The 13,392-nt window shown below is 50.1% G+C and carries 16 protein-coding genes; 15 read left to right on the top strand and 1 reads right to left on the bottom strand.

Translation table 11 applies throughout. The features are described 5' to 3' along the window. The first annotated feature begins 42 nt into the window (after positions 1-42). The 15 genes from NV375_RS04250 (at position 43) to NV375_RS04180 (ending at position 12,768) form a co-directional block, all read left to right on the top strand. Positions 43-417, top strand: coding sequence for a hypothetical protein (locus tag NV375_RS04250; protein WP_258240163.1), 375 nt, complete (start codon positions 43-45; stop codon positions 415-417). A gap of 3 nt (positions 418-420) precedes the next feature. After that, a complete protein-coding gene (locus NV375_RS04245; RefSeq protein WP_258240164.1) occupies positions 421-1,263 on the top strand; it encodes a DUF692 domain-containing protein in 843 nt (280 codons plus the stop codon). Then, on the top strand, positions 1,232-1,993 hold the full coding sequence (locus NV375_RS04240; protein WP_258807100.1) for a DUF2063 domain-containing protein: 762 nt from the start codon (positions 1,232-1,234) through the stop codon (positions 1,991-1,993). Before NV375_RS04245 ends, NV375_RS04240 begins: the two co-directional genes overlap by 32 nt. A gap of 52 nt (positions 1,994-2,045) precedes the next feature. After that, on the top strand, positions 2,046-2,189 hold the full coding sequence (locus NV375_RS04235) for a hypothetical protein (protein WP_157980862.1): 144 nt from the start codon (positions 2,046-2,048) through the stop codon (positions 2,187-2,189). Between the two features lie 24 nt (positions 2,190-2,213). Further along, positions 2,214-2,624, top strand: coding sequence for a response regulator (locus tag NV375_RS04230; RefSeq protein ID WP_126770831.1), 411 nt, complete (start codon positions 2,214-2,216; stop codon positions 2,622-2,624). After that, complete coding sequence (gene apt, locus NV375_RS04225) at positions 2,621-3,145, top strand: adenine phosphoribosyltransferase (RefSeq protein ID WP_258807099.1); 525 nt, start codon at positions 2,621-2,623, stop codon at positions 3,143-3,145. Before NV375_RS04230 ends, apt begins: the two co-directional genes overlap by 4 nt. A 58-nt stretch (positions 3,146-3,203) precedes the next feature. Then, the gene (gene dnaX / locus NV375_RS04220; protein ID WP_258807098.1) at positions 3,204-5,081 is read left to right on the top strand and encodes a DNA polymerase III subunit gamma/tau; all 1,878 of its coding nucleotides are present in this window, start codon (positions 3,204-3,206) and stop codon (positions 5,079-5,081) included. A 19-nt stretch (positions 5,082-5,100) separates the two neighbouring features. Then, positions 5,101-5,430, top strand: coding sequence for a YbaB/EbfC family nucleoid-associated protein (locus NV375_RS04215; protein WP_126770825.1), 330 nt, complete (start codon positions 5,101-5,103; stop codon positions 5,428-5,430). A gap of 11 nt (positions 5,431-5,441) precedes the next feature. Further along, positions 5,442-6,050, top strand: coding sequence for a recombination mediator RecR (gene recR / locus NV375_RS04210; protein ID WP_258807097.1), 609 nt, complete (start codon positions 5,442-5,444; stop codon positions 6,048-6,050). A gap of 84 nt (positions 6,051-6,134) precedes the next feature. Beyond that, positions 6,135-8,036, top strand: coding sequence for a molecular chaperone HtpG (htpG, locus tag NV375_RS04205; RefSeq protein ID WP_258807096.1), 1,902 nt, complete (start codon positions 6,135-6,137; stop codon positions 8,034-8,036). A gap of 118 nt (positions 8,037-8,154) precedes the next feature. After that, positions 8,155-8,799 (top strand): adenylate kinase, encoded by a 645-nt coding sequence (gene adk / locus NV375_RS04200; protein ID WP_258807095.1) that lies wholly within the window; start codon positions 8,155-8,157, stop codon positions 8,797-8,799. Positions 8,800-8,875: 76 nt separating this feature from the next. Then, the gene (locus NV375_RS04195; protein WP_258807094.1) at positions 8,876-9,280 is read left to right on the top strand and encodes an MAPEG family protein; all 405 of its coding nucleotides are present in this window, start codon (positions 8,876-8,878) and stop codon (positions 9,278-9,280) included. Beyond that, positions 9,277-10,104, top strand: coding sequence for an alpha/beta fold hydrolase (locus tag NV375_RS04190; protein ID WP_258807093.1), 828 nt, complete (start codon positions 9,277-9,279; stop codon positions 10,102-10,104). The genes NV375_RS04195 and NV375_RS04190 overlap by 4 nt, the downstream gene beginning before the upstream one ends. Further along, positions 10,097-11,332, top strand: a complete 1,236-nt coding sequence (locus tag NV375_RS04185; protein WP_258807092.1) for an aminotransferase class V-fold PLP-dependent enzyme — start codon at positions 10,097-10,099, stop codon at positions 11,330-11,332. The genes NV375_RS04190 and NV375_RS04185 overlap by 8 nt, the downstream gene beginning before the upstream one ends. A 23-nt stretch (positions 11,333-11,355) precedes the next feature. Continuing rightward, complete coding sequence (locus tag NV375_RS04180; RefSeq protein WP_126770813.1) at positions 11,356-12,768, top strand: MATE family efflux transporter; 1,413 nt, start codon at positions 11,356-11,358, stop codon at positions 12,766-12,768. Here NV375_RS04180 and hisIE read toward each other — a convergent pair. Then, on the bottom strand, positions 12,765-13,382 hold the full coding sequence (gene hisIE, locus NV375_RS04175; RefSeq protein ID WP_258807091.1) for a bifunctional phosphoribosyl-AMP cyclohydrolase/phosphoribosyl-ATP diphosphatase HisIE: 618 nt from the start codon (positions 13,380-13,382) through the stop codon (positions 12,765-12,767). The two genes, NV375_RS04180 and hisIE, sit on opposite strands and share 4 nt — an antisense overlap. Positions 13,383-13,392: the final 10 nt, after the last annotated feature.

Here is a 13,392-nt window from a genome sequence, read left to right as displayed (position 1 = left end):
TAACACGTGTCGTATGACATAACACAACAGAGGACTACAACCATGAGCAATATGAAAAAATCAATGGCAGTCACCGTAGGTGCATTATTAGCCGGTGGTCTTTCTATGCAAGCCGCAGCAAATCCCTTTAGCTATTCTGATATGGGCTCTGGCTATCAGCAAGAAGAAAGCAAAGAGCGCGAAGCGAAATGTGGTGAAGGTAAGTGCGGCGAGAAGCACAAAGAAGAAATGAAAGAAAAAGCCAAAGAAGGCAAATGTGGCGAAGGTAAGTGCGGCGAAGGCAAGTGTGGTGAAGATCACAAAGCCAAGATGAAAGAACACGCACATGACGAAGCCAAAGAGAAAGCCAAGGAAAAAGCCAAAGAAGGTAAATGTGGCGAAGGTAAATGCGGCGAAGGCAAGTGTGGCGGCGCATAAGTAATGCTGAAGACTGTAGGACTTGGTTTACGCCGTGAGTTTCTGGATGACGTCTTAACGCAAGCTCCCAAAGTTGGTTTTTGGGAGCTTGCGCCAGAGAATTGGTTTCCGCGGGGAAACCAAGCCTACCGAACTTTAGATCGTATTCGTGAGCAGGCGCCTTTAACAAGCCACGGCTTGTCATTATCTATCGGCAGTCCTGACCCACTCGATGTCGATTTTATTAAGCAGGTAAAGACGTTTCTCGATCGCTTCGATATCAACATTTATAGCGAACACTTGAGTTATTGCTCTGCTGCGGGTCAACTTTATGATCTGCTACCCATCCCTTTTACTCACGATGCCGTCAGCCATGTTGTGCAGCGCATAAAACAAGTACAAGACATTATCGAGCGCCCGTTGGTACTTGAAAACGTGTCCTATTACGCCAGTTTCGGTAATGAATTGACAGAACTTGAGTTTATCAATGCCGTGCTTGCGCAGGCGGATTGTAAGTTACTGTTGGACGTGAATAATGTTTTCGTCAACAGTGTCAATCATCGTTATGATCCTTATGACTTTATTGCGGGGCTGCCAAGTCAGCGTATCGTTTACGGTCATATCGCAGGGCATACTGAAGAGTACGATGATTTGTTCGTCGATACTCACGGTGCAGATGTGAAGCAAGAAGTATGGGATTTGCTCGATTTTGCCTATGCAAAACATGGTATTTTCCCGACGGTTTTAGAGCGAGACTTTAACATTCCACCTTTGCCACAATTGCTGGCGGAAATGAATAAAATTACCACCCATCAACAACAAACTGTTGGCGCACGTGACCCAAGACTTCAAACAAATACAGCATGAATTGGCCGCTTGGCTGCGCTCCGAGCGCCCGCCAGATGAAGCCTTGAGCGCTATTGAACCGCGGCGTTTGGCAATTTATCGAAGGCTGATTCACAACAACATTCGGCAGTTTCTGAATGCGGGCTTTCCGGTATTAAAAGAAGCACTCGCAAAGGACCAGTGGCAGGCACTTGTCGATAGCTTTATCGCGCAGCACCATGCGAATTCACCGTTATTTTCCGAAATTGGGGCAGAGTTCGTGCATTTTCTTGCGACATTAGATGTCGCACACGGTGATGTCGATGATCTCCCTCCCTGGCTATTTGAACTTGCTCATTATGAGCGGCTTGAAGTGGATGTGTTACACGCAGACGTCGATGAGAATTTAAGAGTGGTAGGTGAGCTTTCAGATGACACCGTCCTCTATCTTAATCCCACGGCAGTTGTTGCGTTTTATTACTATCCAGTGGCGCAGATAAGTCGCACTCAGCAGCCCGACACCCCGCTAGCTGAACCGTATTGCGCCTTAGTGTACCGCCAGCCGGAGGCCGAGGTGGTGAGTTTTATGCAAATCAACACACTGACGGCCTATGCCTTAGAGCAATTGCGCAACCAACCACAAACGTTTACGCAACTGTTTGAAGGTTTACAGGTCCAATTCCCTAACTATGCTCCAGAGCAATTAGCGCAAGGCCTTTTGGCACTCATTCAAGATTTTTGCGAACGCTTTGTGTTGTTCACGAAGCCGTAATCGAGTATGATCCGCCCCGCAAAATTTAGCTGCAGTTATGAGGATTCCCCATATGGCTAATAATGAAATGGCTCACCATAAGAGCTTCCGCGATCCATCATGTAAGCCATGGATCGGCTGGTTAGCAGTACTGGTCGTTGTTGGCGTACCGTGCTTACCAGCAGTTTTGCAGTGGTTTAAACACCTAACTGCGTAAACATTCATCACGATAAGGCAACTTATGTCTCGCAAACTCTTGTTGGTCGAAGACAAACCAGCAACTCGTGCACAACTTCTCGACATCCTCGCGGAAACGCCATTTGTTGTGACCTGCGCAGAAGATGGCTTAGACGGGCTCAACCGTGCCAAAGCTGATACCTTCGACGTGGTTTTGGCGGATCACAAGATGCCACTGTTGGACGGTATGAATTTACTGCGTAACTTGCGTAGCTTAGATGCCTATAAGCAAACCCCGATGTTGTTGATGTCGACCCAAGACGTAAAACACATCGAAGATAGCGCCCGTCGTAGCGGTGCCGATCTCTGTTTGGCAAAACCTATTGATAAACAGCGTTTACTCGAGTTGCTTGCCGATTTGTGGCAAACCATGCATCCGCAAGCGCATCCCGACAAGCGCTCCTCTGCATCATGACCGATATCATCAAGAACTCAATCCGAGCCATCCCTGATTATCCCAAACCGGGAATTGTGTTTCGTGACATCACTCCCTTACTTGCCAATGGTGAAGCGTTTAAAGCAACCATCGAAGCTTTAGTGCAGCGTTACCAAAGTAAAGGGTTGACGAAGATTGTTGGCATCGAAGCTCGTGGCTTTATTTTCGGTACTGCGCTTGCTTATGCCCTAGGCATCGGCTTTGTACCTTTACGTAAACCAGGTAAGTTGCCTGGAAAGACCATTCAGCAACGTTACGCGTTGGAGTACGGTGAGGATGCGCTAGAGATGCATACCGATGCTCTTGACGCGACTGACCACGTGCTGATCATCGATGATCTATTGGCAACAGGTGGCACGGTTTTAGCGGCTGTGGAGCTGATGAAACACGCTGACGTAACGGTTGAAGAGTGTGCGTTTATTATCGCACTGAACGCTTTACCAGGTGCCAAGCGACTACAACAAGCCAGCATTCCGTACTATACCCTGTGTGAATTTTGAGGTAACGTAAGGGCATCTTAATGTCATCGATTACCCGAGTTCGACAAGGAATCCAAGCATGAGTTATCAAGTGCTCGCCAGAAAGTGGCGTCCGCATACTTTTAAAGAAGTCGTCGGCCAACAGCACGTTCTCAAACCTGTTATGAACGCACTTGCGTCAGGTCGCTTGCATCACGCTTGGTTGCTCACTGGAACCCGCGGCGTGGGTAAAACCACCATAGCCCGCATTCTCGCCAAAAGTCTAAACTGCGAACAGGGCATCACCGCAGAACCGTGTGGCCAATGTGGCGCCTGTAAAGCCATTGATGAAGGTCGTTTTGTCGACCTTTTAGAAATTGACGCGGCGTCACGTACCAAAGTCGAAGATACCCGCGAACTACTCGATAACGTGCAATATAAGCCCACTCAGGGCCGTTATAAGGTTTACTTGATTGACGAAGTGCATATGCTGTCGCGGCATAGTTTTAACGCTTTGCTGAAAACCTTAGAAGAACCGCCGGAGCACGTGAAGTTTTTATTGGCGACAACGGATCCACAAAAGTTGCCGATCACCGTCTTATCGCGTTGTCTGCAATTTAATTTGAAAGCCTTAGATCGGCAAGAGATCGCTGGTCACTTAGGGTATGTGCTCAAGCAAGAGGGCATAACTTATGATGACGCGGCGCTGACTGCCATTGCTCGTGCCGCACGGGGAAGTATGCGCGATGCGTTGAGTCTGACCGATCAGGCGATTGCACAGGGCGAGCAACAGGTGACTATGGCTGGCGTGCAACAGATGCTGGGTGCGGTACCTAGCTTCGAATTAGCGACGTTGTTGGAACAAGTTCTCACCGGTCAAGGTGCTGAGCTATTGACGACATTAGCGCGCATTGCTGGGCAGGTACCAGATTTAAGTAACTTATTAGGCGAGCTACAAAACTACGTGCACCAATTGGCACTTTATCAGGCGGTACCAGAAGTTGCTGAAACCTTGGGACTGACAGTTGAAGATCAGCACTTGGCGCAACAGTTACCCGCCGAATTGCTCCAAGTCTATTACGATATATTGATTCAAGGTCGGCGAGATTTGAATTTTGCCGCTGATGTTCGTAGTGGGGTTGAGATGACCTTACTGCGCATGCTGGCATTCCGTCCCGAGCGTGTGGAGCTTATTGAGCGCACCCCAGCCGATAGCACTGAGGTGACGGTGAAATCGGCGCCAGCGCCGGTATCAAAGCCTGTGGCGCAGCCGGAGCCAGAACCAGCGCCGGAACCGGAACCTCAGGTCGAGCAGGAAGCACAGCGTCAGGAAGCTCCGCAGCATTCAACAGCCAGCTCGCAAGATAGTTTGGCTTCGTTGCTGGAAACTCGGGCGATGTTGCAGCAAAAAAAAAATTCTGAAAAGCTAGCGCAGCCAGAACCAGAGCCAAAGCCAGAACAAAAGCCAGAGCCGCAACCTGAGCCATCGAGCTCTACGAGCAATAGCAGTGTCTCGAATGCGAGTAACAGTGAAGTTAAGCAAGCCACAGTGCCGACGCAGGCGCATGAAACACTAGAAATCCCTGACGATACACGCAGCGCTGCTGAAATTGATCGCTGGTCGGCGTTGATTGATAATCTGGATTTGAATGGGTTAGCTCGGCAACTTGCACGTAACAGCGTGCTGGAAAAGCAAAACGGCGGTTACATTTTGTGGGTTCGAGAAGCGTGGCAGCACCTATTGAACGAGTCTGTCGCACAAACGATTACGCAAGCATTGCAGGACAATTTAGACCTGCAATTAACCGAAGTCGCCTTGAAAAACACTACGCAGCCCACACCTTTTGAGATTCAGCAAGCGATTGATGCGAAACGACTGGCAACGGCTAAGCAAATTTTGGCGGAAGACCCGCTAACGCAAGCGCTGCAACAACATTTTGGTGCCGAGTTGATCGACGACTCGGTACAACCGCTTTAAGAAACGAGACGAGGTAGATATGTTTAAAGGTGGAATGGGTAACATGATGAAGCAGGCGCAGCAAATGCAAGAGCGCATGCAGAAAGCCCAAGAAGAAATTGCTAACCTTGAAGTCACCGGTGAAGCTGGTGCAGGCATGGTCAAAGTTACCATGCTAGGTAATCACAACGTACGTCGTGTACACATTGATCCAAGCTTGATGGAAGACGAAGACCAAGAAATGCTGGAAGATTTGATTGCCGCGGCAATTAACGACGCCGTTCGTCGGGTCGAGCAAACGACCAAAGAACGCATGGCAGAAGTCACTGGCGGCATGAACTTGCCACCAGGTATGAAGTTACCTTTCTAAAGGTTAATGGAATGCGACTGAGTCCTGCGATCAATGAGCTGATCCGAGCGTTGCGAATGTTGCCTGGAGTTGGGCCTAAATCGGCCCAACGAATGGCGTTTCAAATATTGGAACGCCAGCGTGATGGCGGTTTACAACTCTCACAGGCGTTGGCGCAAGCGATTGAACGTGTTGGCCATTGTGACGTGTGCCGCACGCTCACAGAAGCGCCGACCTGTGAATTATGCAGCGATGAAGCGCGCCGTAATAGCGGGTTATTATGCATCGTGGAAACTCCTGCGGATGTTTTAGCGATCGAGCAAACAGGGCAGTATCAAGGCTGTTACTTTGTACTTATGGGGCATCTCTCGCCGCTTGATGGTATCGGCCCTGAAGATATTGGTCTTGATCGTTTTGCGGAACGCTTGGCGCGTGAACCTATCAGTGAAATTATTCTGGCCACCAACCCAACGATTGAAGGCGAAGCTACCGCTCATTATATTGCTGAGTTGGCGCGGCAACACAATGTGTCAACATCGCGAATTGCACATGGCGTTCCCGTAGGTGGCGAGCTTGAATATGTCGATCAAGCAACCCTTGGTCATGCTTTTAGCGGACGTAAGCGCGTCGAATTCGATTAAATTTTTCCTTGAAAACCCGCCAGATGTCCCCATCTCTGTTTGAGTGTTGATTTACAATAATTCAATAGTGCAGGAGAGACCACTATGGCGGAGACCCGTCAAGCCGAAACGCATGGCTTTCAGACTGAAGTGAAGCAACTGCTTCATTTGATGATTCATTCGCTTTATTCAAACAAGGAAATCTTCTTACGCGAGCTGGTGTCAAATGCCTCAGATGCCGCTGATAAACTGCGCTTTAAGGCGTTAAGCGACGGCAGTTTGCTGGCTGATGATGCTGAATTACGCGTACGCGTGAGTGCCGATAAAGATGCCGGTACCATTACCATTAGTGATAACGGTATTGGTATGACGCGTGACGAAGTGATGAGCAACCTCGGTACCATCGCTAAGTCGGGTACGGCTGAGTTTTTCAGTCAGTTGTCTGGTGATCAAGCCAAAGATAGCCGCCTCATTGGCCAGTTTGGTGTCGGTTTCTATTCTGCTTTTATCGTCGCCGACAGTGTCACCGTTCGCACGCGTGCCGCCGGTGCCGCCGCTAACGAAGCCATCGAATGGCATTCGAAGGGTGAGGGCGAGTTTGATCTTCGCGTTATCGAAAAAGCGCAGCGCGGTACGGATATTATTTTGCATGTGCGGGAAGACGCTAAGGAATTCATCGACGAGTCCCGTCTGCGTGGCATTATCACCAAATACTCGGATCACTTAAGTATTCCGGTGGAAATGCCAGAGCGTGACGATGACGGTAAGCTCAAAGAGTGGCAAGCGGTAAACTCTGGGCAAGCATTGTGGACACGCGAAAAGTCTGAGATCAGCGACGACGAGTACAAAGAATTTTATAAAACCATCGCCCACGACTTTGAAGATCCATTGCTGTGGAGCCACAACAAAGTTGAAGGTACGCAGGAATACACTAGCTTATTGTACATTCCGAAGCGCGCACCTTGGGACTTGTGGAATCGTGAGCAGCAACACGGTATTAAACTCTACGTGAAGCGTGTCTTTATCATGGACGACGCAGAGCAACTCATGCCGACGTACTTACGGTTCGTCCGTGGTTTGATGGACTCAAACGACCTTCCTCTCAATGTCTCGCGTGAAATCTTGCAAGACAACAAAATCACCCGAGCCATGCGTAGTGGTAGCACCAAAAAAGTATTGGGCATGCTTAGCAAGCTCGCCAAAGACCAGCCAGAACAGTATCAAGAGTTCTGGAATACCTTTGGTACGGTGTTGAAAGAGGGGCCAGCTGAAGATCACGCGAACCAAGAGAAAATTGCCAGCTTATTGCGCTTTGCTTCAACGCATGAAGACAAGTCCGAAGCGACGGTAAGCTTGGACGCCTACCTAGCGCGCATGGCCGACAAGCAAGATAAGATTTACTACATCGTTGCGGACAGCTACGAAGCGGCGCGCGATAATCCAGCGTTGGAAATCTTCCGCAAGAAGGGCATCGAAGTTCTGTTATTGTCAGAACGTATTGACGAGTGGTTGATGAGCCATCTGAGTGAATACAAAGAGAAGCAATTCCAGAGTGTAACGCGCGGCGATCTTGACTTAGGTGACCTTGATGATGCTGAAGATAAAAAACAGCAAGAAGAATTAGAAGCCTCATTCAAAGAGCAAGTTGAGCGTTTTGAAAAAGCACTTGGCGACAAAGTGAAGTCAGTACGTGTGACCCATCGCTTGACGCAATCACCTGCGTGCATTGTGACAGACGATAATGACATGAGCACGCAAATGGCCAAACTCATGGAAGCTGCCGGACAAAAAGTACCGGAAACGAAGTATATTTTTGAGCTAAACCCTGAACATAGTTTGGTGCAGCAAGTCGTTGCTTTAGAAAGTGATGATAAGTTTGCCGAGTGGGCAAATCTGCTGTTGGATCAAGCAACCCTTGCGGAACGCGGTAGCTTGAAAGATCCAGCGCAATTCGTCACGCGTTTAAACCGTCTGATGATGGAATTGAGTGCAGGCAAATTAAGCTAAAACATCGGGCATTGTCGACGAAAGTCGGCAATGCTCGGACTTGTATTGCACGCCGCTAGGCGGTAAAGTTCGACCTTAATCCAACGCACACCAACAAAACTAGGAAAGAGGGTTGTAAATGCGCATTATCCTGTTGGGCGCACCTGGCGCCGGGAAAGGTACTCAAGCGCAGTTCTTGATGAAAACTTTTGGGATTCCGCAAATCTCCACGGGTGACATGTTACGAGCTGCAATTAAGGCCGGTACTGAGTTAGGGCAACAAGCAAAAGCCGTCATGGACGCTGGCAAGCTGGTCTCTGATGACATTATGATTGGCCTTGTGAAAGAGCGTATTGCGCAACCTGATTGCCAAAACGGCTTCCTTCTCGACGGCTTTCCCCGCACCATTCCGCAAGCGGATGCCATGCAAGAAGCCGGTATCGATGTTGATGTAGTGCTGGAATTTGCTGTTCCTGACGACGTGATTGTTGCTCGTATGAGCGGTCGTCGCGTGCACCCAGGCTCAGGTCGCGTTTACCACGTGGAGCACAACCCACCGAAGCAGGAAGGTAAAGACGACGTTACCGGCGAAGACTTGATTATTCGTGATGATGATAAAGAAGAAACCGTGCGTAAGCGCTTGGCGATTTATCATGAACAAACCGAGCCATTAGTGGCGTATTATCGTACACTAGCAGAGCAGGGCAAGACGGCGTTCCACAAAGTTGATGGAACCCGTGATGTTGAAACGATTAGTAAAGAGCTTGGCGAACTGCTTGGTTAAGCAGGCCCGTCATCACGTAAGTTTCGAAGCCCACCTTGTGTGGGCTTTTTTGTAGTCGACCATAAGGAGAAGAACAATGGCTGTCGAATTACAGATTAGTATGATTTATGCAGGTCTTCTGACCTTACTTTATTTTGCACTTTCCGTCGCCGTAATACGTCTACGTTGGCGTGACCGTGTGGGCATCGGTACGGGAGACTCAAAAGACCTCGAAGTAGCCACTCGGATACATGCAAACTTCGCTGAATATGTGCCCTTAATGTTGCTACTACTGGTGCTGATGGAACTCAGTGATGCTCCGACCATGTTATTACACGCAATGGGTGGTTTATTGTTCGTTGCGCGTATTTGTCATGCCCTAGGCTTGCGTATGAGCATTGGCCCATCTTGGGCGCGAACGGTTGGCGTATTAGGTACTTTCGCTGTGTTGCTCGTGCAAGCCGGCTACATGCTGGGCTACGCGTTCGGGATGGCGGTATGAGTGAGGCGTTGCCGCAAGGCTTTCAGCGTTTTGGCAACCCCAACGGGCCGAGCTTGGTGTTGTTGCATAGCTCGCAAAGCAACACCAGTCAGTGGCGCGCATTAATCCAGCAATTACAGGCTGACTACGACATTATTGGGGTCGATTTATTGGGCTACGGAAAGGCCCCGAAGGCTGATGTTGAACAGGTTGAGGCCTTTCGTTTCAGTGATGAAGTGCCGCGCATTGTTGAAGGGGTTCAGGCGCTAGTAGGAACTGAGCCGCTCATCTTGATAGGACATTCTTATGGTGGTGCTTTAGCACTTAAATTAGCGCTCGAAAAGCTCTTAAATGTGCAGGCGCTGGCAGTCTTTGAGCCGGTCGCCTTTCATGTGCTTGAAGCCAATGAAGCCGCGCGCCAAGAAATAGAAGCAATTGCGACGCAGATGGATGCCAATGATCCGGTACAAAGTACTGCTACTTTTGTTGATTACTGGAATCAACCGGGCTTTTTTGCAGCGCTGCCAGCGAAAGTGCAACAGCTGATGGCGAGCCAAGCAGCGAAGGTTGCGATGGACTTTGCTGCATTAATGGGCGAACCGCACAAGCTAGTGGACTACCGCCGCATTGCGCAGCCAGTATTACTTTTAACTGGTAGCCAGACTCAGCAAAGTGCGAAACGGGTCGCTGAGCAATTGCAGCAGGTATTACCTGATGTGCGGGTAAAACAATTAGCCTGTGGCCATATGGGGCCATTAACGCATCCCCAGTTGGTGAATCCTGAATTGCAAAGGTTTATTGCTGAGCATGCAGGGGCACAGAAAGCGGAGTTAGTGCGTGACTAAAGCGTATGTATCGGCGCGTGAGCAATTTGCTTTGTTTCGGGAGCCAGCGAGCGCTGAACAGCCGCCGCTGGTTTATTTTGATAGTGCCGCCAGTTGCCAAGTACCCGACACAGTATTGCAAGCGTATTTGACCTATTACCAGCACGGCCATGCGAATGCCCATCGTGGTAGTTATCCTTTAGCTCGCCAAGCCACGGCGCAACTTGAGAGTGCACGTCGGGAGTTGGCAGCTTGGATCGGTGCTAACCCTGAGCATCTGGCCTTTACTGCAGGTGCGACCCATAGTTTGAATTTGCTTGCGCAAGGCCTGCAACTCGATTGGCAAGCGGGCGACGAAATCGTTCTGTCGCGAGCCGAGCATCACTCGAATTTTCTACCCTGGCAACGTTTAGTGCAACAGCATCAGCTTAAACTGCGTTGGCTTGATCTTGATCCTTACACCGGAGCGCTCGAAGAAAACTGGCGTGCTGTGATTACGGAACGTTGTAAGTTGGTGGCGGTCACGTTGGCCAGTAATGTCACTGGTCAATGTTTACCCGTGGCTGCGATTGCTGAGCATGCGCATAAACAGGGGGCGTTGACTGTGGTTGATGCTGCACAAGCGGTGGGTAGTGTTCGCATTGATGTACGTCAGCTCGGCTGTGATGCACTTACGTTTTCGGCGCACAAGATGTATGGCGTGACGGGCTGTGGGGTACTGTACCTAACCAGTGCGTTGCAAGAAAAGCTCGAACCATGGTTGTTGGGCGGTGGTATGGTCACCGAGGTTACCGAAGCACAGTCGCAGTGGATGAGTGGCGTGCAACAATTTGAGGCAGGTACCCCCAATACCGCTGCCATTATTGCCTGTGCGGCAGCCGCGCGCTGGCTTACGGCAGAGCGCAAGGCTGGGTTGAGTGATTACTTGCTGGATTTAACCAAGCAGCTACGCAAGCAATTACAGCAACGCCAGTGGTTACAGTTGTTGCCGCCGCAGCCGAGTAACGAAGGGTTACCGCTGCTTAGTTTTTTCAGTGCCGATGTACACGCATTTGACCTTGCGAGTTATTTGGCTGAGCACAATATCGCGGTGCGTGCGGGAAGCCACTGTGCCCAGCCATTAATGAACTTTTGGCAGCAGTCCGCGGTGGTCAGAGTGTCGCTGGCAGCCTATAATACGGCCGCTGATTGTGAACGCTTATGCGCCGCATTAGACGAAGCCTATCAGTTGTTTACTGACGCAAATTAAATCCTACCAAAGAGAAGATTGCCATGAGCCGTACAGCGCAGTTGCCTCGCCCCGACCACTGGTGGCGAGAATCGAAAAAACTTGCCCGTTTAACCGGGCCGATTTTGGTTGCGCAACTTACGCAGATGCTCATGGGGGTGGTTGATACCGTGATGGCGGGGCGGGTGAGTGCGACAGACCTCGCCGCCGTGTCGGTAGGCGGAAGTATTTGGTTTCCTTCGACGCTGTTGGTGTTTGGTTTAGGTTTAGCGTTGGCACCGATTATTTCGCACTTTGACGGGGCGAATAAGCGCCATAAAGTCGCCAATATGGTGCAGCAGGGTTTTTATGCCTCGTTGATTGGGAGCTTACTGTGCGTGGCCGTGATTCTCTCGGCGCCGCTGATCCTCAATGCTATGGCGGTTGAAGACAACTTTCGTACGATTACGCTCGATTATTTAGGTTACTTGATTTGGGCTGTGCCAGCACTCGTACTCTACATGGTGCTGCGTAACTTTTGCGAAGGTTTGTCACATACGGTGCCGTCATTGGTGATTGGTGTTATCGGCTTGTTGGTGAACATTCCGGTCAATTATATCCTGATTTACGGCAAGTTAGGCATGCCAGCACTGGGTGGTGCGGGCTGTGGCTTGGCAACGGCTATCGTGCTGTGGGTGATGGCATTAGGCTTGTTGCTTTATGTCTTGTGGGCGAAGCGTTTCAAGGCGATTGGCGTGTTTAGTCAATGGTTTAAGCCAGACTGGGACGATATCTGGTACATCGTGCGTTTAGGCTTTCCTATTGCCACAGCGATGTTTTTTGAAGTAAGCCTGTTTGCCGCAGCAGCATTGGTCATCGCTCCGTTAGGGGCAACGATGGTCGCCAGCCATCAAATTGCGTTGAATATTTCCTCTTTGGTATACATGGTGCCGTTAAGTTTATCGATGGCGGTGACTTTACGCGTTGGTTTCGCACTGGGGGCGGGAAATCCAGCTAATGCGATGTTGAGCCATAAACTTGCGACTATCTATGGCATGACATTCGCAGCGGTGAACGGTTTGATTATGTGGCTTGCCGGCGGCTGGTTAGCCAGTTTATATACGCCGGATAATGCCGTGATCAATCTTGCCGCTACGCTAATGGGATTAGCAGCAATATTCACCCTCTCTGATACCTTCCAAGCGGTAGCAATGGGCACCCTACGCGGCTACAAAGACACCAAAGCAGTCATGTTGATCACCTTTGTGTCTTATTGGCCTTTCGGCTTAACGATTGGTATTTTGCTGTCGCGTACCGATCTCATTGTGCCAGCGATGGGCGCCGCAGGGATGTGGATCGGGTTTATTATCGGCTTGTCGATTGCTGCCGTGTTGCTAACCTGGCGATTACGTAAGGTTAGCCAGCGCTACGATCGTAATTTACTCGCAGGTATAAAGCAGGAAAGCGCTGCCGATTAACGGCGGCGCTGAGCTAAAACCTCAAGCACATCGCTGAGTTCAAGTTTTTCACTGTGCAGAACAACCAACAAGTGGTACAGCAGGTCGGCGCTCTCGTTTAATAACTCGTCACGATCGTGAGTCGCGGCAGCAAGAGCGACTTCAACGCCTTCTTCACCAACTTTCTGTGCCGCCCGTTTGGTGCCTGCGGCGAGTAATTGTTCGGTGTAACTCTTACTCTCGGCATTGGCAACGCGTTGCTGCACCACACGCATCAATTGCGCTAAGGTGGGCTGTTCGCTGAAACCGTCACTGCTAAAACAGCTTTCAGTGCCCAAATGGCACGTTGGTCCAGCGGGCAGGGCGCGAATCAATAGGCTATCAGCGTCACAATCACTGTGCACGTTGACCAATTTCAGCGTGTTACCTGATGACTCACCTTTGCACCACAAGCGTTGCTTGCTACGACTGTAAAATGTCACAAACCCTGTTGTGAATGTTTGCTCAAGCGCTGCAGGATTCATATACCCCTGCATGAGCACGGCGCCGGTGTGCGCGTGCTGAACAATCGCGGGGAGCAAGTCATCTTGCTTGGCAAAATCGAGCTGTTGCAGGTTGTCTGAAGTCACTTTCATGAATAAATTC

This window comes from Pseudidiomarina sp. CB1, assembly GCF_024752025.1.
Classification (GTDB): Bacteria; Pseudomonadota; Gammaproteobacteria; order Enterobacterales; family Alteromonadaceae; genus Pseudidiomarina.
Note: the sequence above shows the minus strand (reverse complement) of the source record. Positions and strands in the feature narration are given on the sequence as shown.